Source organism: Pseudomonas sp. LPB4.O, from assembly GCF_038383825.1.
Taxonomy (GTDB): domain Bacteria; phylum Pseudomonadota; class Gammaproteobacteria; order Pseudomonadales; family Pseudomonadaceae; genus Aquipseudomonas; species Aquipseudomonas putida.
Map to the genome: position 1 here is coordinate 3,068,473 of NZ_CP151298.1, position 25,636 is coordinate 3,094,108.

Consider the following 25,636-nt stretch of genomic DNA (forward strand, 5'->3'; position numbering starts at 1 on the left):
CATGCGTTCGGCCGGGCTGGACCTGGTCAAATGGACAGCGATGCTGACCATGGTTGCCGACCACCTGCGCTTCATATGGCCTGAGGCCGATGGTTTGTTCGTGCTCGGCCGGCTGGCGTTTCCGCTGTTTTGCCTGGCCATTGCGGTGAATGTGGGGCGCGCCAGGGCAGAGCTGTTCCATACCCGCGCCAATCTGCGCTATCTGTCGCTGATGCTGCTGTTCGCGGTGCTCTCGGAGCCTGCCTATCGTTGGCTGGACAGTGGTTCGCAGACGTTCAGTGTAATGCCGACACTGGTGCTGGGGTTGCTGGTTGCCTGGGGTGCGCACCACCCATTGCGGTCGGCGCGCGTGCTTGGCCTTGCAGGCCTGCTGGCGGGGTGGTTGTTCAGTGATCAATTGATGTACGGGCTGGCGGGGGTGTTGCTACCTGGCGCCTGGCTGGTGGCACGCAGGCAGGGCGGATTGGCCTGGTTGCTACCCTGCCTGATGGCCATTGGTGGCAACCTGACCAACAACTGGCTGCGCGAGCACTTTCTGGCCCCCATTACCCTACTGACGCTGGTTGCAGCTGCGCTGGCAGTCCCTGTCGGGTGGCTGTTGTTGCGTCATGATGCTTGGCGGGTACCTGCGGTAGGGCGGTGGGGATACCTGTTCTATCCCGTGCATCTGCTTGTGATCAAAGGCTTGTCGTGAGGCTTGCCGTTCCCGGCGCTTGCAATTCACAGATCCAGACCCATCTAAACCGGCCGCATCACACTTAGGAACCGTCCATGGAACCCAACCGCTTCGGCGATATCGCCGCCTTCGTCAGCGCCGCCAAGGCCGGCAGCTTCACTGCCGCCGCCGCAAGCCTGGGCCTGACCCGGTCGGCGGTGGGCAAGAGCGTTGCTCGGCTGGAGGCCCGCATGGCGGTGCGTTTGCTCAATCGCACCACGCGCAAGCTGAGCCTGACCGATGAAGGCCTCGTGGCATTCGAACGCTGGCGACAGATACTGGATGACCTGGACGAGGTGGAAATCGCCATGGCCCAGCGCCGCGGCAAGCCCACCGGTACCTTGCGCCTGACTGCGCCGCTGTCGCTCGGCCAGCGCCATGTGCTGCCGGTGCTGGACCAGTACCTCAAGCAGTGGCCGGAACTGCGCGCAGACATCCGCTTCACAGACCGCTTTGTCGACCTGGTCGAGGAGGGCGTAGACGTTGCGGTGCGTATTGGCGCACCCAAGGAAGACTCGCAGCTGTTGACCCGCACGGTGGCCTGGCAGCAGTTTGTCACCTGCGCTTCGCCCGCGTACCTCGAAGCGCGAGGTATTCCCTTGGTGCCTGCCGACCTTTATGGTCACGACAAGATTGCCTTCCTCGCGGGCGAGAAAGCCATGCCTTGGCGCTTTGACACTGAAGCAGGCCTGCACCTGTGCGAAGACCCTGGCCGGTTGAACATCGACAGCTCGGAGGCGATGCTCGACGGCGCCCGGGCCGGCTTCGGGCTGATTCACCTGCCAACCTACATCACCGGTGACGACCTGCGCGCTGGCGCCCTGGTGGAAGTACTGCACGCCTACCGGCCACCGGCGGACCCGATTCGCATCGTGTACCCGAGCAAGCGCCACCTGTCCCCTCGGGTACGCGGTTTCATCGACTTGTTGGTCGCCAGCTGGGAATCGGGCGGGCCTTGGGAGCACTGATTGGGGATTATCAGGCCCCCATGCCGAGCCTGTATCTGGGTTTATCGCTGGCATCGGCGACTTTTTTGTGTACTGGTAAAAGTGTGAGTGGCTAGTTGGCTTCATATCGCCCAAGATGGAGTGTGAAGATGCCAGTCGATCGACTGGCGGCTCAGCTACCCACGTAAACGCACCAGCCAGCATTAGAGGATTTAGAGTATGTCCAACAGACAATCAGGAACGGTCAAGTGGTTCAACGATGAGAAGGGGTTCGGTTTCATCACTCCCGATGGCGGTGGCGACGACCTTTTCGTCCACTTCAAAGCCATTGAATCGGACGGCTTCAAGTCGCTGAAAGAAGGCCAGAAAGTGTCTTTCGTTGCCGAAAAGGGCCAGAAGGGCATGCAGGCTGCGCAAGTGCGCGCCGAGTAAGATGCCTGAGTGACTGGTACGCTAAGGCGTGCCCGGCCACTGGAAAACGGAGCCCTTGGAGGGCTCCGTTTTTTGTCTTTCAGATCCAGGGGCAGGATGGCCGTCTGTATCCGGTGAATACCCTGATTATCGGTGAGCCCAAGCTTCACCAGCGCCCATGGCCTGGTGCAGAAACGGATAATCTGTATAGCCTTCGGGCCCATTGGCGTAGTCGAACTGTGCCCGATGTTCGTTCAGAGGCGCCTGCACCCGCAGCCGCTGTACCAGGTCCGGGTTGGCAATGTAGCTGCGCCCGAATGCTACGGCATCGATCAAACCGCGCCCAATCAAGTCTTCGCCTTTCTCGGCGGTGTAGGCACCCGCAGCAATGATAACCCCCGGATAGGCAGCGCGGATCGCCTGGCGGAACTCGTCACGCAGCGGCTTGCCGCCGGCCCAGTCCGGCTCGGACAGGTGCAGGTAGGCGAGGTTGCGCTTGGCCAGTTCGCGGATCAGGTATAGCCCTGCGGCCTCCTGGTCTTCGCCATTGTCCACGCCATTGAACCCGCCCAGCGGGAACACGCGGATACCCACGCGCTCGGCACTCCAGTTGGCAATTGCCGCGTCCACTGCTTCAAGCACGATGCGCGCCCGGTTTTCGACGCTACCGCCGTAGCGGTCCTCGCGCTGGTTGGCGCTCGGGGTAAGGAACTGGTGCAGCAAATACCCGTGGGCAGCGTGCAGTTCGATGAAGTCGAAGCCGGCTTCTCGGGCGTTCACCGCTGCCTGGCCGAAGTCGGCGACGATGCCTGCAATTTCGTTCTCGTTCAGGGCGCGCGGTGCGGAGGTTTCTACACGTACCAGGTTGCCTTGCTCGTCACGCAGGGTGGTACGTGCGCCGGCCGGCAGCGCCGAGGGCGCCACAGGCGCTTCGCCGCCAGGTTGCAACGAGGTGTGCGACACCCGGCCGGTGTGCCACACCTGCACGGCGCTGTGGCCACCTTCGGCATGAATGCCTTCGTTGATGTGCCTCCAGGCGGCAATCTGCTCGGCGCTATGAATACCGGGCGAGCCGGAATAGCCCTTGGCCTGGAAGGAGATCTGGGTGGCTTCGGTGATGATCAGCCCGGCGCTGGCACGCTGGCGGTAATACTCGGCCATCATGGGGGTTGGCACATCGCCCGGCTCGAGGCTGCGCAGGCGGGTGAGGGGGGCCATGAACACCCGATTGGCCAAGGTGAGCGGGCCGATTTGCAGGGGTTGGAAGAGTTTCATTGCAGCTCCAGAGGTGAAAACCAATGGTGCGCACGATACCGAGATGATTGGGGAAAGGGGGGACCGGAAGCCCGGCGCAGGGCTCCCCAATGGCGTTGTCAGTACCGGCCCTGTAGGAGCAGCCTTGTGCTGCGAAGAGGCCGGTAAGGCTAAAGATTGTCTTCAGCTGCAATGGCCTCTTCGCAGCACAAGGCTGCTCCTACAGGGCTTGTGGTCGCCTTGAAACCATCGCAGGTTTACCCGCGAAAAGGCCGGTACGGGATATTCAGCTACGGGCCAACCGCCCGCTCACATAGTGGGCCACATCATTGAACCCCGGCGTGGACGCATGCCCCGGCGTCACCAGCGAATCGATGAACGCTTCATCCTCCGCCGTGATCTTCACCGCCAATGCACCACCATAGGTATCCCACTGTTCCTCGGTACGCGGCCCGACAATCGCCGAACTCACCCACTGGTTGTTCAACACCCAGGCAATGGCAAACTCGACAATGCCTATACCCTTTGCCTCTACATAAGCCTGGATCTGCCGGGCGATGGCCAACGACTCCTGGCGCCACTCCACCTCCATGATGCGCTTGTCCTGGCGCCCGGCGCGGCTGCCGGCATCGGGCACGGCACCCGGCGCATACTTGCCACTGAGTACGCCCCGGGCCAATGGGCTGAATGGCACCACGCCCAGACCGTGTGCGGCGGCTGCAGCGAGCTGCTCCGGTTCGGCCTGGCGGTTGACGATGTTGTACAGCGGCTGACTGACCACCGGCTTGGGCACACCCAGTCGCTCGGCAACGTGGCAGACCTCGGCAATGCGCCAGCCACGGAAGTTGGACACGCCCCAGTAGCGGATCTTGCCCTGGCGCAGCAGGTCGCCAATGGCCTGTACGGTCTCTTCCAGCGGCACCTTGTGGTCTTCGCGGTGCAGGTAGTAGATATCCAGATAGTCCATGCCCATGCGCGTCAGGGTGGCTTCCAGCGCGTTGAAGATGTGCTTGCGTGACAGCCCGCTGCGGTTCGGCAGGCCGTCGGCCAGGCCGAAGCCGACCTTGCTGGCAACGATCCAGTCCTGGCGATGGCGCGCCACTGCTTCTCCGACGATTTCTTCCGAGCGCCCGGCGTTGTACACGTCGGCGGTGTCGATGAAGTTGATGCCCTGGTCCCAGGCCTTGTCGATGATGCGCAGGGCGTCCTCGGTGCTGGTCTGCTCGCCGAACATCATGCTGCCCAGGGTAAGGGCGGAAACCTGCAGGCCACTGTGGCCGAGGGGGCGGTAGATCATGCGCGTTGGTCCTTTTGCAGTCGGCTGATCCACCTGTTTTACACACAACCGGGGCGCTTTTAAAGGCGGCTGTCAGCCAAGCAGCGCGATCGCCTCCTGCAGGTTCAATGGGCGTTTCAGGCGCTGCGACAGCGCCGCCATGGCATCGGAGTAACCTTTGGCGATGACGGCCTCGACCTGTTCACCCACACACTGAAAGGCAATGAAATCGCCTTTTTCCGGCTCACCGACAAATTCGATCCGGTTCCACTCCCGTGCGTGGCCGAGCACTTCATAGGTGCGGCCGTGCTGGTAGGTCCAGAAGAATGGCACATCGGCGTAGCGGCGCTGCTCGCCGAGCATGTTGGCGGCGGCGATCACCCCGTGTTGCTGGGCCAGGCGCCAGTGCTCGATGCGTACAGGGCGACCCGAGAGCGGGAACGTGGCGATGTCACCTGCAGCCCACAAACCGTCAGCGGCGCGCATTTCTGCATCGACCCGCAGCGACTTGTCCTCGTTCAACTGCACGCCCTGCAGGAAAGCGGTGGCCGGTATCACGCCGGTGCCAAGCAATACCAGTGGCGTCTCCAGGCGTTCACCGTTGGCCAGCAGCACCGCTTCGACCTTGTCCCGGCCTTCGAACCGCTGGACTTGCGTAGGGCCATGGAAGGTGACCCCTTTGCGCTCATGCAGTTCGCGGATACTGCGCCCGATGCGATCACCTAACTGCCTGGCAAGCGGGACTTCATGGCGAGTCACCACGTGCACCTGAACGCCGTACCTGCGCAGGGCCGAGGCCGCCTCCAGGCCGATGAAGCCGTCACCTACGATCACCGCCGGCTGGCCGGGTTCGGCTGCGTCGAGCAGCTGTGCGGCATCCTCCCGCGAGCGCAAGGTGAACACGCCGGGCAAGTCGGCGCCGGGGATATCAGGGCGCAGTGCCTTGCCGCCGCTGGCCAGCAGGCAGGCGTCGTAACCGATCTGCTGGCCATCGACCAGCGTAATTTGGCGTTTCTGGCTGTTCAAGGTGCGCACCTTGCCGTGCTTGCGCTCCAACTGGCCCTTGCGCAGGGCGTCGGCTTCGAGCAACGCCGGTACTTCATCGGGCGTCATCTGCCCTGCAATCACGAATTTGCTCAGCGCGGTGCGGTCGTAGGCCGGCTGGCGCTCCTGTTCGATCCACACCAGCCGGCCAGCGAAGCCATGGGCCAGCAAGGTGGCTACCGCGGCGCTGCCGGCCGCACCAGCGCCGACCACAACGAAGCAGCGGGCATCGCTGTGCCTGGGTGGTTCGATGGCGGGCAGCGGTTGGTCGTCGACCCAGATTTCATCGTCCTTCACCCAGGCCTTGTAGCGGCGCAGGTCAGCCAGCGCAGGGGGTTCGCAGACCACACCGTCATCGACGGCGAATGCAGCCTTGTGCCAAGGGCAAACCAGCAGGCCGCCGCAGACCAGGCCTTCATCCAGTGGGGCACCTGCGTGGGGGCAGTTGCCCTGGTAGGCATGCACCTGTTCGCCCTGGCGAATGAGGATGAGCTCTTCATTGCCGGCCTGGACGCGCAAGGGGCGGTGTTCGTCGAGCTGGGCCAGACGGGCCACGGCGTGCTGGGTCATGGGGTTCTCCAAAGGGGCCTTTGGAACCATTTGACGCCTGGGGTAGGGAGGGGATGCGTTGAACCGACGATCGGTGGAGGAGGGAAATGTAGGGTGGCCTGGCGGGCCTCTTCGCGGGTGAAACCGCTCCGACAGGATCACCACAGCCTCGAAGGCTGTGGCATGCCTGTGGGAGCGGGTTTACCCGCAAACAGGCTCAACTGGCGCGTGCAGAACTCAGCGCACCCGACCGCGTGACACGCAGGGCGACCAGGCTACCCAGCACGATCAACGCCGCCAGCGAATACAGCGCGGCATCGGTGGAACCGGTCTGGTCCTTGATGAACCCCACCAGGTACGGGCTGAGGAAACCGGCCATCTGGCCCACGGAGTTGATGATCGCCAGCCCGGCAACTGCTGTACCGGCGCTGAGCAGGGCGGTTGGCATCGGCCAGAACATCGGCAGCCCGGTCAGCGCGCCCATGGTGGCGATCGACAGGCCCAGAATGGCAATGGCTGGGTTGCCGGCGAAGTTCACCGCAATCAGCAGGCCAACGGCGCCCATCAGCATCGGCACCACAAGGTGCCAGCGGCGCTCGTTGCGCAGGTCTGCCGAGCGGCCGCAAAGGATCATGAACACACCGGCCAGCAGGTACGGGATGGCGCTGAGCCAGCCGATCAGCAGTGGATTGTCGAAGCCCATGTTCTTGATGATCGACGGCAACCAGAAGTTGATCGCGTACACGCCACTCTGGATGCAGAAGTAGATGAAGCCAAAGGTCCAGATAAGCGGGTTGGTCAACACGGCGAGCACGCCATCGCCCGTGGTTTTCGGCTTGCCCGCAGCGTCGGCTTCGAGGTCGTTGGCGATCAGCTGGCGCTCGGCCGGGCTCAGCCAGGCGGCTTTCTGGTAACCGTCGCTGAGCAGGAACACCGCCAGCACACCCAAGGCAACGGTGGGCAGGCCCTGGATCAGGAACATCCATTGCCAGCCGGCCAGGCCGTGCTGGCCGGCGGCAAAGTGCTGGAGGATCCAGCCGGAGAACGGCCCGCCGAGCAGGCCCGACACCGGGATTGCCGACATGAACAGGGCCATGATGCGGCCGCGACGGGCGGCCGGGAACCAGCGCGAAAGGTACAGCACCACGCCCGGGAAGAAGCCGGCTTCGGCAGCGCCGGTAAGCAGCCGCAGGGCGTAGAACTCGGTGGGGGTTGTGACGAACAGCAGGCAGGTGGACAGGCTGCCCCAGGCAATCATCATCAGCGCAATCCAGCGCCGCGGGCCGAAGCGGTTGAGTGCCAGGTTGCTCGGCAGGCCGCAGAGCACGTAACCGATGAAGAAGATGCCCGCGCCAAGGCCGTACACCGTTTCGCTGAATTTCAGGGCGTCGAGCATTTGCAGCTTTGCAAAGCCGACGTTGACGCGGTCCAGGTAGTTGAACAGGTAGCAGATGAAAATGAACGGAATCAGCCGCAGGGTGATGCGCCGGTACAGCGCGTTGCGGGTGGTGTCCGAGCCTTGGTCAGGGGCGGGGCTGTGTGCCATGATCGGGTTCTCTTTTGTTATGGTTTTTGCCGCGTCGCCTGTTCCGGCGCTCGCCCTGACGAGTCTCGGGGACTGCGGCTAGCCTGTCTTTGTGCTTTTGCACAGTGCTTGGCCCAGGCTGCTGTGCCCGAGCCCAAAAGCCTAACACCCTAAAGGACCACGCAATGTTCGAACTCGACCATGACCTGGCACAGGATATCGTTGACCGGGCCATGGCCATTCTGCCGTGCAACGTCAATGTCATGGACAGCCAGGGCTTGATCCTGGGCAGCGGCGAGCCGGAGCGCATCAACACCCGACACGAAGGGGCGCAACTGGTGTTGGCCAACGGCCGAATCGTCGAACTGGATACTGACGCGGCCAAGTGCCTGAAGGGTGTGCAGCCTGGGGTGAACCTGCCACTGATGCTCGATGGCCGGTTGATGGGTGTACTGGGCCTGACCGGGGACCCGCAGCAGGTGCGCACCTATGGTGAGCTGGTACGCATGACTGCCGAGATGCTGTTGGCCCAGCGCCATCTACAGGCCGACCAGCAATGGCGACGGCAGCGCTGTGATGATTTGCTGGCGCTGTTGCTGGGCGGCAGCGGTGATTCACCTCGGCTGCTCGACGAAGCCCGGCAATTGGGCCTCAAGCCTCAGCTGCCGCGGGTACCTTGCCTGTTCGAACTGGCCTCGGGGCCACCCGCCGAGGCGTTGTCGGCGTGGTTGATGAGCCGGTATCCGGACAGCTGGTGTGTCAGCCCGGCCCGCCAGTCATTGCTGTGGTGCCGGCCGGCCAGCGTGGCACTGGATGAGCCGCGCCTGCTGGAGCGCCTGCAACGCCATGGCTGGGACGTGGAGCGGCTGGCCCTGGGCAGTGCCGCGCAGAGCCTGGAGCAGTTGCGCCGGGGTTACCGCCGGGTACGCGATTTGCTGGCTTATGGCCGCGAGGTATTGCCTCCCGAACGCTTGCTCAGCCTGCAGCGCTACCGGCTGCCGGCGCTGCTGTGGCGTCACCGCAATGATGATGCGCTGGATGAGCTGCTGGAGCCGCTGCAGCGCATACGCGCCAGGGACAACAGCGGCCAGCTGCTCACCACCCTGCGCGCCTGGTGTGCCCATGACGGCCAGAGCCAGGCCTGTGCCGATGCCCTGGGCATCCACCGCAACAGCCTGCGCTATCGCCTGGAGCGGATTGCCGAGCTGGGCGAGGTCGACCCGCTACGCATGGAAGGGATGCTTAGCTTGTACTTGGGGTTGCAGCTGTTGCCAGCAGATTGACGCGATTCCCGTAGGAGCAGCCTTGTGCTGCGAAAGGGCCGGTCAGGGCGACAAACTTGCTCCGGCCATGCGGGCCTCTTCGCAGCACAAGGCTGCTCCTACAAGGCCGGCAAGCAGTTACGAAGGCATCCGCCCAAACAACCCGTCCGGCGTTTTGTGCATTTGACCGAGGCCCCCTCGGCGAACAGCTGTCAGCATGCCGCTCATCAGGACAGGAGAATCCCCATGAAGATCGTCATTGCCCCCGACTCGTTCAAGGACAGCCTCGACGCTGCCGGTGTCGCCCGCGCTATCGCCGTGGGCCTGCGCGAGGCGTGGCCGGACGCTGAACTGGTCGAGTGCCCGATGGCCGACGGCGGCGAAGGCACCATGGAGGCGATCCTTGCCGCCAGCCACGGCGAATTGCGCCGCCAGACCGTGCGCGGGCCGCTGGGGCAGAGCGTGGAGGCCGGATGGGGCTGGTTGCCGCAAAGCCGTACGGCAATCATCGAAATGGCCCAGGCCAGTGGCCTGCAACTGGTACCGACCGGCCAGCGCGACGCTTGCCGCAGCAGCACCTGGGGCACAGGCGAGCTGATTGCAGCCGCCTTGGCCGCCGGTGCGCAGCGGGTAGTACTGGCCATCGGTGGCAGCGCCACCAACGATGCCGGCAGCGGCATGTTGCGCGCACTTGGCCTGCGGCTGCTGGACGCTGACGGGCAAGCGCTGGAGGAGGGCGGCCTGGCCCTGGCCAAGCTGGCCCGTATCGACGCCAGCGACCTCGACCCCCGGCTCGCCGAAGTGCAATTTGAAGTGGCGGCTGACGTCGACAACCCGCTGTGTGGCGCCAATGGTGCTTCGGCGATCTTCGGCCCGCAGAAGGGGGCCAGCCCGCAGCAGGTGCAGGCCCTGGACCAGGCGCTGGGGCATTTTGCCGATATCTGTGCACAGGTGCTGGCTAAGGATGTGCGCGACTACCCAGGTTGCGGCGCTGCCGGTGGCATGGGCTTCGCTGCCCGGGCCTTCATGGGCGCACAGTTCCGCCCTGGGGTGGAGGTAGTGGCCGAGCTGGCCGGCCTCGATGAATTGGTGCAGGGGGCAGATCTGGTGGTGACGGGTGAAGGCCGTTTCGATGCCCAGACACTGCGTGGCAAGACACCGATGGGTGTGGCCCGGGTAGCCAAGCGTCATGGCGTGCAGGTGGTGGTGCTGGCCGGGACCTTGGGTGAGGGTTATCAGCAGTTGTATGCCCATGGGGTCGATGCTGCATTTGCGTTGGCCAGCGGGCCGATGAGCCTGGAGCAGGCTTGTGCCAATGCTGCGCAGCTGCTGCAGGCGCGGGCTTGTGACATTGGTCGGCTGTGGCGCGTTGCAAAGCGAACCTGACCTGCGCTGAACCCTGTGGGAGCGGGCGTGCCCGCTCCCACAGGGTTACCTGATGGTGGGCTGGGAATCGAACATGGCAATGAAGTTGGCCAGTGCTGGCGAAGCGTTCTGGGGGTTCCATTTCATGTACAGGCCGATCCCGGGTGCGGGTTGCTTATCGATCGGCCGGATCGGGCAAAACTGCACCCGCTCACGCGCAGTGGAACCGACGAACGAGGCCGGCACCAGGGCCACGCCAAAACCGCATGCTACCAGGCCCAGCAAAGTGTGAATCTGCGCAGCTTCCTGCACCACCCGGGGGTAAAAACCCGCCGCCTCACACAGCGCAAGCAACTGCGCGTGATAGCCACCGCCCAAGGCTTGCGGGGTGAATACGAAATCCTCATCGGCAAACTCGCGCAGGTCGACTTCCCCCTGTTGCGCTTTCGCGTGGCTGGCGGGCAAGGCCATGACGATCTGTTCATCAAGCAACAACCGTGCTTCAAGGGTGCCAGCCGGCAGCGGCAGCCTGCGCATGAAACCGATATCTGCCTCACCGGCCAGCAAAGCCTTGGCTTGTGACGCCGATGGCATCTCGCGGATGGTTAACTGCACGTTCGGATAAGTCTCGCGAAAACGGCGCAAGCTGCTGAGCAGCGAGTCGTAATAGGCGATGGAAATGGCCGTGATGGTCAGCTTGCCGCTGCCCCCCGCAGATACACTGCGGGCGTACTCGATCCCCTGTTCCAGCTCAGCCAGCGTGCGGTAGGCCGTGTCCAGAAACGCCGCACCCGCTGCGGTCAGGCGCACCCCGCGCTTGTTGCGCAGCAGCAGGCTGAAGCCCAGTTTTTCTTCAAGGCGGTTGATCGCCTGGCTCAGCGGTGGTTGCGCCATGTGCAGGCGCTCGGCGGCCTTGTGAAAGTGCAATTCTTCGGCCACAGCGATGAACTGCCTGAGCAAACGTGTTTCGATCATCCACTATCCCTGCAGCGTGGCTACTCGTCGGTGATATCCCTGAGATATCAAAGGTGCATGCTTTTAATATTAAGTCATAGATTTGTTTGTTGATATCGTAAAAAGGAGAATTGAAGGTAGCCAGAAATGCCCGTTACAGACCCTTTTCACAATAAAGTTGCGGTCATCACCGGTGCCGCACAAGGCCTGGGCCTGGCCTATGCCATGGCGTTGGCCGAACGTGGCGCGCAGGTCGTCATCAGCGACCTGGGCACCGACCGATCGGGGCAAGGGCAGGACGCTTCGGCACTCGAACACGCACTGACGGCCATGCGTGGCAAAGGCTTTGCGGTGGTTGGGCACGCCGGGCAACTGGAGGACGAGGGCGCCTGCAAGCAACTGGTCGAGCTGGCCATCGAGCAGTTTGGCGCGCTGGATATCCTCATCCACAATGCCGGCTGGGTCGATTACCAGCGTATCGAAGATCATGAATCCGCCTTCCTGCAACGCGCGCTGGGCATCAATGTGCATGCGCCCGTGTGGCTGGCCAAGCATGCCTGGCCCCACCTCAAGCGCTCCGCAGCGCCACGGGTAGTGCTGACCACCTCGGACCGTGCCATGTACCAGCGCTATGCGCAGCCTGGGCTGGTGGCCTATGCCGCCGGCAAGATGGCCCAGGTCGGCATCATGAACGCCCTGAGCATGGAGGGCCAGGAGCACGGCATCCTGGTCAATGCCATATCGCCGGTGGCCAAGACCCGCATGTGGGGCATCAGCCAACCGCCAGAAGAGCTGAAGCCCGAGTGGGTTACGCCTGGCGTGCTGTACCTGGCCAGTGCGCTGTGCCATGACACCGGCTACATCTTGCGCGCCAGCAACGGCCAGTTCACCGCCACCCGCTTCAACGAAAACAGCGGCGTCAGCTACCCCCGGGACCTGGGCCGTGTGCAGGCCGCCGACCTGGCGGAAGTGGCCGAGCGCTGGAACCGCATCAAGGAATGCAACTACGTGCCGGTCAAAGTCGCCAACACGCGCGCGGACCTGGGTGAAAGCCTGGTCTGGGATGAGCGCAGCGGCGCATTGTACTTCGTTGATATTTCTGGCGGGCGCATCAACTGCCTGACACCGGACGGCGAAGTTCACAGCGTTTACGCGTCAGCCGCGCGCATTGGCGCCTTGGCGCTAACCGACCGGGGCAACCTGATTTTCACAGAAGATGCCAGCGTGGCCATCTTCGATGTACCGGCGCGCAAGGTGCTCCAGCATTCTGCATCTGTCCACCCGCGTTCAACCTACCGCTTCAACGACGGCGCCTGCGACCCGCAAGGACGCTTCGTTACCGGGCTGATGGACGAGGCCTTGAGCGGCAATACCGGGGCGCTGTTCCGCTTCGACGGGCAGTTGAACGACCAGGTGATCCACGACGACATGGCCTTGCCCACCGGCCTTGCCTGGTCGCAGGATGGCCATACGGTGTACTTCGTCGATTCGGCGGCGCGCGCCATCTACCGCGCCGAGTACCTCGTCGAAGGCCGACTGGGTGCGGTGACGCTGTTTGCCGAAACCCCCGCTGAACTGGGGCGGCCGGATGGCCTGGCGCTGGACCGCGAAGGCGGGCTGTGGGTGTGCCAGTACCATGGCAGCTGCCTGCTGCGTTACGACCGCCACGGCCACCTGACCGACCAGGTGTTGATGCCGGTACCGTGCCCCACCAGTTGCTGCTTTGGAGGGCCGGGCTTGAACACCTTGTACATCAGCACCGCGCGCTTCGACATGAGCCCGGAAGAGCTGCACCATTACCCCGATGCTGGCGACCTGTATGCCATCCGCCCGGAAACTGGCGGCGTTGCCCGGCACAGCTTCAAGGAATAAGCAGTTGCGTCTGGCCGGCCGGTAAAACGGCCAATTCGCCAAAGCGCTGCGCCGAGTCGATATAGCGCAAGGCCGACTTGGCGTCTTTCCAACCCACGTAGCTCATCAGCGATTTCAGTTCCCAGCCATTGGCGGTTGCCCAGGTGGCGAAGCCACGCCGTAGCGAGTGGCCGGTATACAGCGCCGCCGGTACCCCGGCACGCTCCAGCATGCGCCGCAGCAAGCCGACCAGGCTGTTGCTGTTGAGCGCGCTGTCACCGAGGTTGCCCCAGCGGTCGAGCTTGCGGAACACCGGCCCATGGGCAATGCCGGCGACCTCCAGCCATTGCAGGTAGGCCGTGACCGGGCACAAGGCCTTGAGAGCAGGGGTGCGGTGTTGCACGCCCAGGGCTTCTCGGTCGCCCTTGCTGCGCGGCAGGAACAACGTGATACCGACACCCGCTTCGGCCTTGATATGTTCGATGCGCAGGCGCGCCAGTTCATCACCACGAAAGCCACGCCAGAAACCCAGCAACAGCAGCGCACTGTCACGGCGGGCCCGGCGCAGGGCGGCCAGGTCGTGATGTTCACGGGCCTGGCGGGCCTCCTCTTCAAAACAGGTCACCGCAGTTTGCAGGTGCTGCAACAACAGCGGGGCTGCCTGCTTGGGCGGCGTCGGGTGCAGGGTGCGGATACCGCGGAGCACCTGGCGCACCAGCGGCACCTTGGTCGGGTCGGGGAAGCCTTGGGCGACGTGCCATTGGCTGAGCGCAGCCAGGCGCTGGCGCAGGGTGCTGACGGCATGCTGGTCGGCGTGGTCGGCCAGGTAGCGGGCAATGCTCTCGGCAGTGGCCGGGAGAAAACCGCCCCAGTGGGTTTCGAAGTGCTCGATGGCAGCCTGGTAGCTGCGCCGGGTGTTGTCGCGGGTGGCGGCGCGAAGGTAGCGCTCGATATCGGTCATGGTACGGGTGTCGATGGGTAATGGGCACACGATAAACCGAATCAAGGGATATTGCATGCCAGCGCGGTCTCTGTAGGAGCGTCAGCTGGGGTCAGTGGGTCAGCGCCAGGGTTGGCATTACACGCATGCTTTCTCCTCGACGCCATTGAAGGGCGGGTAGTCGCGCAACTGCGCCGGCGACAGTGGCCGGCTGAAGTGGTAGCCCTGGGCGATATCACAACCGGCAAGCTTCAGGCACACCACCTGTTCGCGGGTTTCCACGCCTTCGGCAACCACTTCCAGGCCCAGGCGCTTGGCCAGGATGATGGTGGAGGACACGATTGGGCTGTCATCAGGGCTGTTGGACAGCGGGGCGATCAGCGAGCGGTCGATCTTCAGCTTGCTCAATGGCAGCGAATGCAGATGGGCGAAGCCGGCGTAGCCACGGCCGAAATCATCCAGGCTGATGCCCAGGCCGGCGCCGCGCAGGGTATGCAGGTGCTCCACGGCCGTACCTTCGGGGTCGAGGATGGTGGTTTCGGTAATTTCCAGCTCCAGCCGCTGCGGGGCGATGGCATACCTTTGCAGTTCGTTCAGCAGCCGCATGGCGAAGTCGCCCTGGCGCAGTTGCAGGGCGGAGACATTGACGGCCAGCCGCGTTCCGCGGCCCTGTACGTCCCAGTCTGCCAGCGCCTCGCAGGCCAGGCGCAACACCTCCCAGCCCAGATCGACAATGAAGCCGCTGCGCTCTGCCAGGTCGATGAAGCGGTCCGGGTACAGCAGGCCGAACTCGGGGTGGTCCCAGCGCACCAGCGCTTCGTAGCCCAGTACCTGCTGGGTGTCGAGGCGGATCTGCGGCTGGTAGTGCAGCACGAACTGGCGCTCGGCCAAGGCGCTGCCGAAGGCCTGTTCAAGGGTAAAGGCCTGGATGTCGGCCAGGTTCAGCGAGGGGTCGAAGAAGCGGTACTGGGCCCGGCCGGCCTGCTTGGCCGAATACATTGCGGCATCGGCACTGCGGATCAGGCTGTCGATGTCCTGGCCGTCGCGTGGGCAGATGCTCACGCCTACACTCGGGCTGGTGTTGACCTCCTGGCCGTCAAGGGCATAAGTGGCCGACAAGCGCTGGACCAGTTCACGGACCCAGGCATTGATCTGGTCTTCGCTGCGCTCACCCGCCAGCAACACCACGAATTCGTCGCCGCCAAAGCGCGACGCCTCGTCACCGGGCTCCAGCAAACGCTGGATGCGCCCGGCTACGGCCTGGAGCAGCAGGTCGCCGATCTTGTGCCCGAGCGAATCGTTGATCGACTTGAAGCGGTCCATGTCGATGAACAGGATTGCCATCAACCGGCGCTTGCCACGCTGGCGGGTCAGCGCCTGACCGGCCACCTCGACGAACTGGCGGCGGTTGTGCAGCCCGCTGAGGTGGTCGGTGGCGGCGGCATGGCTGCTGCGCCGGTGTTCGTCCTCAAGGCGGCCGATAAGCTGCTGGTTGACCTGCTGGGCATGTTCCAGGGCGCTGAAGGCCTCTTGCCGCTTGCGCAGCAGACGCAAGGTCCACAGCAGGCTGGCGATGATCATCAGCGTCATGCTCAGGTTCAACCAGAATTGCCGGGAATAGGCCAGGGTCGAAGGTGCGAGGATTTCATCCTGGCGCTGGCTGACCACTATGCTGAACCCGCGCTTTGGCACATGTCGGTACAGGCTCTGGTACGCGTCGCCGGCCGCGTATTGGGTCAGCATGCCCGCGTCGCTGCCGGTATCCGGCAGTTCAGGCTGCAACCCGTCGCCGGCCACCACTACGCCGCTGGTGTCTATGCGCAGCCGCTCCAGCCCGTCATCCTGCAGCAGGCGCACCAGCCCGCTGCTGCCCAGGTCGATATGCTGGAACAGCACCGCCAGGTAGCCGATGTCCAGCTGCACCACCAGGATGTTTTCGATTTCGCGGCCTGGCAGGTCGGTCAACGGCAGCAGAAACGGCAGGCGCCAGTTGGGCAGGGTGGCCTGCTGGTCCGGCGCCTGCACGCTGGGCAGAAAGGGCTGGAAACCATAGCGGGCAACGTGCAGTTGCAGCTGGCGTAACCAGTCCTCGGGCAGTGCGGAAGCTTCGTCGGTATGGCTGGCTGACAACAGCCGGCCTTGCCGGTCGTACAGGCTCATGCGCTTGAACACCGGGTCCTCGGCCAGTATCCGCGCCAGGCTGAAGTTGCCCTGGCGTAGCACCTTCATGTCGTCCTGGGTGACCCGGCCAACGGCCTGGGCGCGGTCGACCAGCTGGCGCAGGCTTTCACCGACGATGCTGGCCAGGTTCAGGTGCTCGGCGGCCTTGGCCGACAGCGCGTCCTGGCGGGCGGCGGCTTTCTGCGTGATGTGCAGCCCCCAGAGAAAGGCCAGGGTGGCTGCACAGAGCATCAGGATCAGCAGTCGCAGGAGGCTGGCGGATGAAAGCGAACGGCGTATCACTGCTGACAGTTCCCGACCCTGGGTGATGCTCAAAAAATACGACAAGGAGATGACAGGTTGATGACTAATGGCTAATCGCCTTTAAGGGTTTTCCCTATTCGCGACAGGTGTTTGCAGGCGCGCGGTTTCTTCCTCGATATAGCTCATCAATGCGCTGACTTCGGCATCGCCCAGGCGCATGTTGGGCATGGCCAGGCGGTTATATTGCTCATACAGCAGCATGGCCAGTGGGTCTTTCTCGGCCAGCATCTGGTCGGGCTCCTTCAGCCAGCGGGTCAGCCAGTTGGCGTCACGCTGGCGGGTTACGCCCAGCAGGTCGGGGCCGATACCTGGCTGGCCTGGCTCGGTGTTGCCCAAGGTGTGGCAGGAAGAACAACGCGTACGGAAAATCTGCTCGCCACTGCTGGGCGAACGTATCTCGGGGGCCTGGGCATAATCATTGTTCATGGCGCTGGCCTGCTTCCAGTTGTGCAAGCTGTTGCCCAGCCGGTCAGCGAGGATGTACGGGCTTTCGAAGGGCGAGGCCTTCATCCAGCGGCCGGTGGCCTGGTTGCCGATGATAAGGCTCAGGTTGTGGTCTTTGGAGCGGCCGTTTTCCAGGCCGTCTATCCACAAACCCAGGCTACGGCGCAATTGCTCGATGTCGTCGGGCTCGCCGGTGAGCAGCGTCCAGCCAGGGCCGATGCCGAATTTTTCGGCGTAGCGCTTCAGGGTGGCGGGGGTGTCGTTGTAGGGGTCGATGCTGATGGAATAGAGGAATATGTCCTTGCCGACCCGGTCACCCAGAATCTTTTGCACCTGGCGCAACCGCGCGGTTTCCACCGGGCAGGAGTCAGTGCAGCCGGTGAAGATGAAGTTGATGGCGACCACCTTGTCCTTGATAAGGTCGTCGAAGAAACGCACCTTCTCGCCGTCTTGGGTGAGCAGGGGGATGTTGGGGAAGTAGTCGGCGCCCCAAGGGCTCGCGCTTGCTTCAGCGACCGGTTTTTGCGGTTGCAGTGGCCAGAACGGGATGCTGGCGGCAAATACCGCGAGTACCAGCAGGAAACGCCATGAGCCAGGCATGATAGGGTCCTCGATGGTGTGCAGCCCTTCGCGGGCACGGCCGCTCCCACAGAACCTTCACAGCGCTCGCGGCTGCGCGATTTCTGTGGGAGCGGTGCACTCACTGATATCTGACTGGTGCAGTCACCGTCTGGCCCAGCGCCGATTTCACCGTGACCGTTGCCGGCGTGGCCGGACCGAAGCCGGTGGTGGTCACCGTTACCCGCCAACGGGCACCCGTAGTAGCAGCTGTCAGCGTCGCGTTACCCAGGCTGACCGGGCCGCCGGTAGTTGCCACAGTCACAGTGATGCTGTTGCCCGTGGCCACCGTGGTGGTCCCTTGCACATCCCAGGTGAAGCGGTTGCCGCTGCGCACCTGCACCGTGGCACTGGTGACCTGGATCTGGTCAATCGCTGCCGCCGCACTCACGGCGATGCTGACTGTGGCCGGGGTTACCGACTCGGCCCCTTTGGCATCACGCACCGTGTAGTTGAAGCTGGCAGTGAACGGCGTGGTGACCGTGGCAGGTGGGGTATAAACCACCGTGGTGCCGCCCGTGCTGACTGAACCCTGGCCGAAGTCTGGCTGGCTGAGGCCGGTCACGGTCAGCGGTACGTTGCCGTCCGGATCGGTGTCGTTGGCCAGCACGTTCAGGGTAATTGGCTTGCCAGCGGTAGTGGCTGCACTGTCATTGGCTGCGACGGGGGGCTTGTTGGCCGAGTCGTCATTGTCGTCATTGCCTTTGGTACGGAAGGTCGGCAAGCCCACCGAAGCCATGTATCGCACGCCATCCCATCCTGGCAGCGGGGTCGGCATCACCTGGAACTGCCCCGGGTGCTCAACGTCCCAGCGCAGCAGCATCGACGAGTCCTCATGTTGGGTGTTGTGGCAGTGCTCCATGTAGGTACCGGCGAACTCGCGGAAGCGGATGGCCATTTCCACTTCTTCCGAAGATTCGGTCTCCGGCCCGATGCGGTACACGTCCTTGCGCGCCCATTTTTCCCATTCTGGTGGCGCCTTGCCGTCACGGCTCAGAATCACGCCTTCCTCGAAGTGCACGTGCACCGGGTGGCTCCAGCCATCGCCGCCGTTGATGATTTTCCACACTTCCAGGGTGCCGTCCCCGCTGAAACCACCGTCAGTAGACTGATTGGCCAATTGCGGTGCAGCAGTGATGCGTCGTGGGTCCATGCTATAGCCGAAGCCACCATCGGTCTTGATGGTCCACGGCTTGGTGTCGGTGCCGTCGGAGCGGCCAAAGATGAACTCGCGATGGCGGGCATCCTTGAGTTTGGCCAGGTCGGCGGCGGAGTTTCGGTCAATTGGCAGCGGTAGCATTTTCAGGCCTGCGGCCTTGCCTGGCTTGGCTGGCTCATAGGCCACCGGGTCCATGCTCAGGTCCTGGCCGGTATAAGGCTGTACCAGCAGTTGCAAGAACTTGCCGACTGCGGGGTCGCCGTTGTCCCACTGCGGGCCTTTGCTGGTCTGCTTGATCACCGCCTTGTATTTTCCCGACAGCACGTCGGCCAGCGCAATGATAGCTTCCGGGCCCTTGCCGGTGCGGTGCTCCTGGAGGTTGACGAAGTACAGCTTGTCGCCTGCCTTGATGCCGTTCTTGGCAAAGTTGATGATGATGTCATAGCGCTCGGCGATGGCTTGGAGCGGCAGGATGCCGTTGTTGTCCTGCAGGTTGCCGTCACCGTTGAGATCCATGGTGCCGTCGAATGGCACGGCGTGTTCCATGATGTTGCCGTCGTTGGCGATCATGTGGAACGGCACCCGGGCATACGACAGGTTGGAGCCGGCGGGGCCTTTGAACTCACCGCTGGTACCAACAATTTCCCGCACCACGGCAAACTTGAAGTAGCGCGATACCGAGCCGTTGAGGATACGGAAGCGGTAGCTGCGCGCCCGCACCTTGAGCTTGGGCTGGTACTGCCAGTTGACCAGTATCTGGTCACCGAGGAAGCCATCGGTGTTGAACGGGTTGAACCACAGCTGGCCGTTGGCATCCCAGGCCTTGTCGGCAATCATGAGGTTGACGTCATAGTCACGGTTGCCCCACGGCATGCCCGAGCCGCTGGGGAAGCGCAGGTTTACGCCATCCTGCAGGGCTTCGTTACCGCGGTCCAGGGCGCTGTAGTAGTTCATCATCACGGCGTTGCCCTTGTAGACGTTCTGCGCCGTGAAATCCATCATGTGGTCGTGGAACCAGTGCGTGCTCATGGTTTCACGCCAGTCACCGCGAATCTTGATGCTGCCGTTCTGGCAGGTTTTAAGGCCCGGCGTGGCGTCATTGACGAACAGGGTTTCGCCCGGTGAGCAGGGGAAGGCGGCACGCGGGTCCTGGGCACGGGTGTTGATGGTGTCATACCCGGCCAGTTGCACTGGCCAACGGTAGTCGTAGTACTGGCCCGGGAAGAAGTAGGCATTGGCAAAGCCATCGCTCTCGGCCGGGGAGTGGCCGTTGTGCTCGTGGGTGGAGAGGGTGTGCAGACCAAAGCCGCCGTTGGCCGAGGGGTCGATCGGCAGGGCGTTGTAATGGCGCATCAGGATCGGCTGGCCGTAGCGCACCATCAACAGCTTGGCCGGGAAGGTGCCGTCGAATGTCCACAGCGACTTGTGGTTCTGCAAGGGCATGTTCGGGTGAAAGCGTGTGTCGATGCCCTTGGTGGTGCCCAGTGTGGTCGGGATGTCGGAGGTCTGGTAATACAGGCCGCCGGGGGCGAACTCGCCAACCGCATAGTTGTGCAGCTGTTTGCGGTCACGCAGCCCGAGGTTGATCCGCGCACCGGCCTGGGCAGTCTTGAACGCCGCCTGCGGGTAGAACTCGTTCCAGCGCTGGTGCGACCAGCCTTTTCCTGGTGGCCGGCCTTCAGCAGGCGAACCGACCGGCTGGCGGTTGAGGAACATCTCGATCTGCGCCTTCCAGGGGTTGCGGTCCAGCACATTGGAGTACTGGGTCGGGAAGGGGTATAGGCCAGGTTGTTTGAGGAAGGCCTCCAGCGCAGTGCCGTTAGGACCGCTGCGGGCCACTACGTTAGGGTCTTGCGCGGGTGCCGCGCCGAGGGTGGGCACTGGGAAGCCAAGGTCGGGCCGCGGCAGTGTCGGGTCCAGTTTTTCTGGCCCGAACTCTTCGAACAACAACAGTTGCTGCGTGAAGGGTTGCGCACCGAACAATGGGCTGGGTTTGCCGTTGGTGGGGTACCTGTCCGAGGTTTGCAAGGCTGGCGGCAGCACGTTATCGGTGCGCACTGTATTGCGGTCACCGTACACGCCGTTGATAAGCTCCAGTGAGCCTTGGTTGGCTTCTGGCAAAGTGTTCAGGTTGAGCAAAGCCGGGGTCGGGTCAGCCGGCTGGTCGGTATAGGCCGATGAGTCGGTCGGCGGCGGCTGACTGTTGTCGTCCATGGGGGCGGCCATGGCCGTGATCAGTCCGAGGCTGAGCATCAGCGCAGTGACCGAAGATAGCTGGAATGCGTGCCTGGTAGGGTGGATCACGGCAGGTGTTTTCATTGCCTTGTGCCTCGCTCGCGGCTTTATGGCTTCTAGCCATCAATGGCGTTTTGCCCGATAAAAGGCCTTGAGCAACGGCTGTGCCAACAGATATCCGAGTAATGCTTTGTTAAACATATCCTTGTGGCGCCTGACGTGCGCTAGATGACGGAGCGTCAAGAATGGGTATAAATCCCCACAAGCGGGTGACCCAATGCCCCCTGATTGGGTGGATTGGGGGCGTGACAGCCTCGATCCGCTGGGGTATACCTGTTCGCCACCAAGGGGAGCCCGGCAAAGGGCTGAGAAACCGCTGCAAGCAGCAGCGCGGTGACCCTTCGAACCTGCTCCGGATCATGCCGGCGAAGGGATGGGGCTTGTAACCTGCCTTTTTGCCGGCCTCACTGCGAGGCCCGCCCATGCCAACTGCCAAGGTCTCGCTGTCACCTACATCAAGGACAGCAACATGACCGAACGTTTCAGCCAGTCCCTGCGTCGCCAAAGCGAGCCGACCTGGTCGGCGGCCGTTGGCCACCGTTTCGTGACCCAATTGTGCGACGGCAGCCTGCCGGACCCGATCATGGTCGACTACCTGGTGCAGGACCATCGCTTTCTCGACAGTTTCCTGACCTTGCTGGGTGCGGCCATCGCGACCGCCGATACGTTCGAGGCGCGTCTGCGCTTCGGCTGCTTTGCCGGGATGATTTCCAGCGATGAGAACACCTACTTCCTGCGTGCTTTCGAGGCCCTGGACGTGAGCCCCGCACAACGCAGCGCACCCGCCGATACCGTGCCAACCGCGGGGTTCAAGGCGATCATGCGTGAAGCGGCAGCGACCCGCTCCTATGCAGCGGCGCTGGCAGTGCTCAACGTTGCCGAAGGCCTTTACCTCGACTGGGCGCTCAAGGCACCCAAGCCGATGCCGGACAATTTTGTCCATGCCGAGTGGATCACCCTGCACAACAACCCGGCATTCCAGGCCTTTGTTGCCTTCCTGCAGTCTGAGCTGGACCGTGTCGGCCCGCGGGAAGCCGCACTGGCGAGCGATTTCTACCAGCGCACCGTTGCGCTGGAGCTGGCCTTCTTCGATGCCGTCTACCCGGAGGGCAAATGAGCATGGATATCTTCGAGCGCCTCAAGGCCGTAGCCACCCAACAGTGGCACAGCTACGTAGACCATGACTTTGTGCGGCAGATGGGCGAGGGCACGCTGAGCGAGGAAGCGTTCCGGACCTACCTGGTACAGGATTACCTGTTCCTCATCCAGTTCGCCCGCGCCTGGGCACTGGCGGCCTACAAGAGCCGGCGCCCGGCCGACATCCGCGCGGCGCAGGCCGGGTTGGCGGCGATTCTGGATGAAACCGACCTGCACTTGCGCCTGTGCGCCCGCTGGGGGCTGACCCAGGCCGATATCGAGGCCGCGCCGGAGCACCAGGCCACCGTGGCGTACACGCGCTACGTGCTGGACTGCGGCGCTGCCGGCGACCTGCTGGAGCTGCATGTGGCCCTGGCACCCTGCGTGATCGGCTATGCCGAAATCGGCCGGACCCTGGCCGATCGGATTGGCGATTTGAGCAATCACCCGTACCGCGAGTGGATTGGCGAGTATGCCGGTGAAGGCTACCAAGGGGTGGCGGCCGCAGCGCGCAAGCACCTGGATGAGCTGGCAGCGCGGAGCATGACCGAGCAGCGGTTTGCCGAGTTGGTGGGGATCTTTGGCCAGGCATCCAGCCTGGAGGCAGACTTCTGGCAGATGGGCCTGGACGGGGTGGCGTAGCCCCCGGGGCCGCCCGGCTTGCCGGCGATGGCTTGCGCAGCAGCCCCAAAGTGCTTGGTCGTCTGGGTGAATCCTACCCAGCCCAAGCCCGCTTTGGTGCATGAATGCCTCAAAATAAGTCGTTCAGCACACCTTCATAACGCCGAAATGCGACTTTAATGTTCACAGTGCACATCACCTTCTGGGCTGCCTGCCCGATTTGATTCCGGGTTTCGGCCCTCGAAAAAGCGGCCCGCATATTGCTCTTCCAGCTCCCAACTATCACCCGGAGCCCCCGTGCAATGAGCTCACCCAGCGAATATCCCCTCAGCGAAGCCCCGCAGTCTGCCCGCAAGGGCCTGCTGCCGATTGCCATGGTCTTGTTCAGCTTTACCTTTTTCACCGGCACGATGTTCGCCGGCGGCAAGCTGGGCATGGCTTTCAATTTTGTCGACATGTTGTGGGTGGCCACCGTCGGCAACAGCCTGCTGGCGATGTATGCCGCAGCGTTGGCATTCATCGCTTCGCGCAGCGGGCTGAATACCGTACTGATGGGGCGTTTCTGTTTCGGCGAGGCAGGTAGCCGGCTCTCGGACTTTCTGCTGGGTTTCGCTGAACTGGGTTGGTACGCCTGGGGTACGGCCACGGTGGCCATCGTGCTGGTCAAGCTGTTGGGGTTGGCGGAAGGCTTCGGTTTACCGTTGATGGTGCTGTTCGGGCTGGGTTTCAGCATTACTGCCATCATCGGCTTCAAGGGGCTGGACGTGCTGTCGCGCGTGTCGGTGCCATTGATGTTCGTGCTGCTGTTGGTGTCGATGTACATCGCCACCCGCGATGCCGGTGGCTTTGCCGGCCTGGCTGCAGTAGTGCCGCACGAGACCATGACCTTTTCGGCAGCAGTGACCATGGTGTTCGGCACCTTCGCCAGTGGTGCCACCCAAGCGACCAACTGGACACGGCTGTCGCGTAGCAGCCGGGTGGCGGTGATCGCCAGCGTGGTGGCATTCTTGCTTGGCAACGGCCTGATGGTGGTGGCCGGTGCCTGGTGCGCGATGGTTTACCAACAGGCCGATATTGTCGAAGTAATGATGCTGCAGGGCCTGTCGTTCGCGGCGGTAGTGATGCTGTGCCTGAACCTGTGGACCATTCAGGGGCCGACCATCTACAACGTGTCGGCGGCCGCCTGCCATTTGCTGCGCAGTGAGCGCCGGCGCACGGCAACGCTGGTGGCGGCCGGGGTTGGCATTGTGCTGGCGATTGGTGGCATGTACGAAATGCTGATCCCGTTCCTGGTGCTGCTGGGGTCGATCATTCCACCGGTGGGCGGGGTGATCATGGCTGACTTCTGGTACCGACACCGCGGCCAATACCCGGCACTGGGCACCGCAAGCCTGCCACGCTACAACTTCACCGGGCTGTTTGCCTATGCCGTGGGCGCAGTGTTGGCGTACGCCTCGCCCTGGGTCGCTCCGCTGGTGGGTATAGGCGCCTCGGCCCTGTGCTACATCGTCATGCTCGAACTGGGCGCACGCCGCCGGGCGCCGGGCCAGGCAGGTGTGGAGCCGTGAGCCTGGCGCTGGACGAGATCCTGCAGTTGCCTGGCCTGCACGAGATGCGTGTGCTGGCCGGGGCACGTAACCTTCAGCGGCGGGTGCGCTGGCCGTATGTGGCGGAAAACGAAGGCATCGCTGAATGGGTAATGGGCGGTGAACTGGTGTTCGTTACCGGCATCAACCACCCGCGCGGCGAGGCCAACCTGTTGAGCCTGCTGGAAGACGGCGACGCCGTGGGCATCGCCGGCATGGTGATCCTCACCGGCGGCAGCTTTATCCAGAGCGTCCCGGCGTCTGTCATCGCACAAGCCGAGCAACTTGGCATGCCGTTGATCGAGCAGCCCTACGCGTTGAAGATGGTGGTGGTTACCCACCTGATCGGCACGGCGTTGGTGCAGATGAGCCAGGTACGCCGCTCGCGTCACGATATCCTTGGCCAGCTGCTCACTGGCGACTACCCGAGCCTGGCGATTGCCCGGCAGCGCGCAACGCACCTACAGCTGGCACTGGACGAGCCGCGTCGCTTGCTGGCTTTGCGCCTGGCAGGCGTGGACGGTTTGTTCGAGCGCCACGGGCTGGCCCACGGCGAGCGTACCTGGCAAGCTACCCGGCAGGCCCTGGAAGACCAGCTCGAAGCCTGGTGCCGCCAACGGCCAGGCAGCGTTACCGCGCAGCTGCCGGGTGATCTGTTCGTGTTGCTGCTGGCCGATACACACGATCTGCCTGAGACGTTGGCTGCGCTTTACCGGCAGCTGCAGGCCACGACGGGTGAACTGAGTTTGCACATGGGTTTGTCGAGCGTCGCCGACGATTGCGCGCACTATCGTCAGGCCCTCAACGAGGCGCGTCAGGCCCTGGACGTCGCGCAGCACCTGCGCCCAGCCAACGGCTATTGCAACTTCAGCGAACTGGGCGTGCTGCGCCTGCTGCAAGGTATCGTCGACCGCTCGCTGATCGACGATTTCGTCAGCCGTACGCTTGGCCCGTTGATCGCCCCTGGCCGCAAGCAGGCCAATGCTCTGGTGCACACCCTCGACGCCTTGCTCATGGAAAACGGCAACGGCCTCAAGGCTGCACAGCGGCTAGGGCTGCACCGCAACACCATCAATCAGCGCATCCAGCGCATCGAACAACTGAGCGGGCAGTCCATTGATGACCCGCTTTTTCGCATGAATGCTTCGGTCGCCATGCTGGTATGGCGCATGAGCGAAGCCCACGGCAAGGAGTAACAG

The 25,636-nt window shown here is 63.4% G+C and carries 19 protein-coding genes, 1 pseudogene and 1 riboswitch; of the genes and pseudogenes, 11 read left to right on the plus strand and 9 right to left on the minus strand.

The features are described 5' to 3' along the window. Position 1 precedes the first annotated feature (1 nt). The 3 genes from MRBLPB4O_RS13685 to MRBLPB4O_RS13695 all read left to right on the plus strand — a co-directional run bounded on the left by MRBLPB4O_RS13685 (position 2) and on the right by MRBLPB4O_RS13695 (position 2,094). Positions 2-694, plus strand: coding sequence for a TraX family protein (locus MRBLPB4O_RS13685; RefSeq protein ID WP_341795516.1), 693 nt, complete (start codon positions 2-4; stop codon positions 692-694). Positions 695-771: 77 nt separating this feature from the next. Then, positions 772-1,683 carry a LysR family transcriptional regulator gene (locus MRBLPB4O_RS13690; protein WP_341795517.1) on the plus strand — a complete coding sequence of 304 codons (912 nt, stop codon included), beginning with the start codon at positions 772-774 and terminating at the stop codon, positions 1,681-1,683. Between the two features lie 198 nt (positions 1,684-1,881). Then, positions 1,882-2,094 (plus strand): cold-shock protein, encoded by a 213-nt coding sequence (locus tag MRBLPB4O_RS13695; protein WP_016499620.1) that lies wholly within the window; start codon positions 1,882-1,884, stop codon positions 2,092-2,094. Between the two features lie 126 nt (positions 2,095-2,220). Here MRBLPB4O_RS13695 and MRBLPB4O_RS13700 read toward each other — a convergent pair whose 3' ends face one another. The 4 genes from MRBLPB4O_RS13700 to MRBLPB4O_RS13715 form a co-directional block, all read right to left on the minus strand. After that, a complete protein-coding gene (locus tag MRBLPB4O_RS13700; protein WP_341795518.1) occupies positions 2,221-3,348 on the minus strand; it encodes an alkene reductase in 1,128 nt (375 codons plus the stop codon). A 265-nt stretch (positions 3,349-3,613) separates the two neighbouring features. Further along, positions 3,614-4,624 (minus strand): aldo/keto reductase, encoded by a 1,011-nt coding sequence (locus tag MRBLPB4O_RS13705; RefSeq protein ID WP_341795519.1) that lies wholly within the window; start codon positions 4,622-4,624, stop codon positions 3,614-3,616. Positions 4,625-4,696: 72 nt separating this feature from the next. Then, entirely contained in the window at positions 4,697-6,217 is a 1,521-nt protein-coding gene (locus MRBLPB4O_RS13710; protein WP_341795520.1) for an FAD-dependent oxidoreductase, read from the minus strand. A 196-nt stretch (positions 6,218-6,413) separates the two neighbouring features. Further along, entirely contained in the window at positions 6,414-7,742 is a 1,329-nt protein-coding gene (locus tag MRBLPB4O_RS13715) for an MFS transporter (protein ID WP_063424194.1), read from the minus strand. Between the two features lie 164 nt (positions 7,743-7,906). Here MRBLPB4O_RS13715 and MRBLPB4O_RS13720 point away from each other — a divergent pair, with 164 nt between their 5' ends. Both MRBLPB4O_RS13720 and MRBLPB4O_RS13725 read left to right on the plus strand, forming a co-directional pair. Then, positions 7,907-9,004 carry a sugar diacid recognition domain-containing protein gene (locus MRBLPB4O_RS13720; RefSeq protein WP_341795521.1) on the plus strand — a complete coding sequence of 366 codons (1,098 nt, stop codon included), beginning with the start codon at positions 7,907-7,909 and terminating at the stop codon, positions 9,002-9,004. A 225-nt stretch (positions 9,005-9,229) separates the two neighbouring features. Further along, complete coding sequence (locus tag MRBLPB4O_RS13725) at positions 9,230-10,369, plus strand: glycerate kinase (RefSeq protein WP_341795522.1); 1,140 nt, start codon at positions 9,230-9,232, stop codon at positions 10,367-10,369. 45 nt (positions 10,370-10,414) lie between these two features. Here MRBLPB4O_RS13725 and MRBLPB4O_RS13730 read toward each other — a convergent pair whose 3' ends face one another. Continuing rightward, complete coding sequence (locus MRBLPB4O_RS13730; RefSeq protein WP_341795524.1) at positions 10,415-11,323, minus strand: LysR family transcriptional regulator; 909 nt, start codon at positions 11,321-11,323, stop codon at positions 10,415-10,417. Between the two features lie 204 nt (positions 11,324-11,527). On the opposite strand from MRBLPB4O_RS13730, the pseudogene MRBLPB4O_RS13735 reads away from it, so the two are divergent. Further along, a pseudogene (locus MRBLPB4O_RS13735) lies at positions 11,528-12,007 on the plus strand (SDR family oxidoreductase); the annotation flags it as partial. A gap of 57 nt (positions 12,008-12,064) precedes the next feature. Continuing rightward, positions 12,065-13,174, plus strand: coding sequence for an SMP-30/gluconolactonase/LRE family protein (locus MRBLPB4O_RS13740; RefSeq protein WP_341798881.1), 1,110 nt, complete (start codon positions 12,065-12,067; stop codon positions 13,172-13,174). On the opposite strand, the gene MRBLPB4O_RS13745 is transcribed toward MRBLPB4O_RS13740, so the two are convergent. The 4 genes from MRBLPB4O_RS13745 to MRBLPB4O_RS13760 all read right to left on the minus strand — a co-directional run bounded on the left by MRBLPB4O_RS13745 (position 13,164) and on the right by MRBLPB4O_RS13760 (position 21,117). Continuing rightward, a complete protein-coding gene (locus tag MRBLPB4O_RS13745; protein ID WP_341795525.1) occupies positions 13,164-14,171 on the minus strand; it encodes a site-specific integrase in 1,008 nt (335 codons plus the stop codon). The two genes, MRBLPB4O_RS13740 and MRBLPB4O_RS13745, sit on opposite strands and share 11 nt — an antisense overlap. 60 nt (positions 14,172-14,231) lie before the next feature. Then, positions 14,232-16,556 carry an EAL domain-containing protein gene (locus MRBLPB4O_RS13750; RefSeq protein WP_341795527.1) on the minus strand — a complete coding sequence of 775 codons (2,325 nt, stop codon included), beginning with the start codon at positions 16,554-16,556 and terminating at the stop codon, positions 14,232-14,234. Positions 16,557-16,637: 81 nt separating this feature from the next. Beyond that, positions 16,638-17,621 carry an SCO family protein gene (locus MRBLPB4O_RS13755; RefSeq protein ID WP_341795528.1) on the minus strand — a complete coding sequence of 328 codons (984 nt, stop codon included), beginning with the start codon at positions 17,619-17,621 and terminating at the stop codon, positions 16,638-16,640. A gap of 100 nt (positions 17,622-17,721) precedes the next feature. After that, positions 17,722-21,117, minus strand: a complete 3,396-nt coding sequence (locus MRBLPB4O_RS13760; protein WP_341795529.1) for an Ig-like domain-containing protein — start codon at positions 21,115-21,117, stop codon at positions 17,722-17,724. A gap of 252 nt (positions 21,118-21,369) precedes the next feature. Beyond that, a riboswitch (TPP riboswitch) is annotated at positions 21,370-21,484 on the plus strand. Positions 21,485-21,562: 78 nt separating this feature from the next. On the opposite strand from MRBLPB4O_RS13760, the gene MRBLPB4O_RS13765 reads away from it, so the two are divergent. The 4 genes from MRBLPB4O_RS13765 to MRBLPB4O_RS13780 all read left to right on the plus strand — a co-directional run bounded on the left by MRBLPB4O_RS13765 (position 21,563) and on the right by MRBLPB4O_RS13780 (position 25,633). Continuing rightward, positions 21,563-22,210: a TenA family protein gene (locus MRBLPB4O_RS13765; RefSeq protein ID WP_341795530.1), complete on the plus strand. Its 648-nt coding sequence runs from the start codon at positions 21,563-21,565 to the stop codon at positions 22,208-22,210. Next, the gene (tenA, locus tag MRBLPB4O_RS13770) at positions 22,207-22,872 is read left to right on the plus strand and encodes a thiaminase II (protein ID WP_341795531.1); all 666 of its coding nucleotides are present in this window, start codon (positions 22,207-22,209) and stop codon (positions 22,870-22,872) included. Before MRBLPB4O_RS13765 ends, tenA begins: the two co-directional genes overlap by 4 nt. A 281-nt stretch (positions 22,873-23,153) precedes the next feature. Continuing rightward, a complete protein-coding gene (gene codB, locus MRBLPB4O_RS13775; protein WP_341795532.1) occupies positions 23,154-24,419 on the plus strand; it encodes a cytosine permease in 1,266 nt (421 codons plus the stop codon). Then, the gene (locus MRBLPB4O_RS13780; RefSeq protein ID WP_341795533.1) at positions 24,416-25,633 is read left to right on the plus strand and encodes a PucR family transcriptional regulator ligand-binding domain-containing protein; all 1,218 of its coding nucleotides are present in this window, start codon (positions 24,416-24,418) and stop codon (positions 25,631-25,633) included. Before codB ends, MRBLPB4O_RS13780 begins: the two co-directional genes overlap by 4 nt. Positions 25,634-25,636 lie beyond the last annotated feature (3 nt).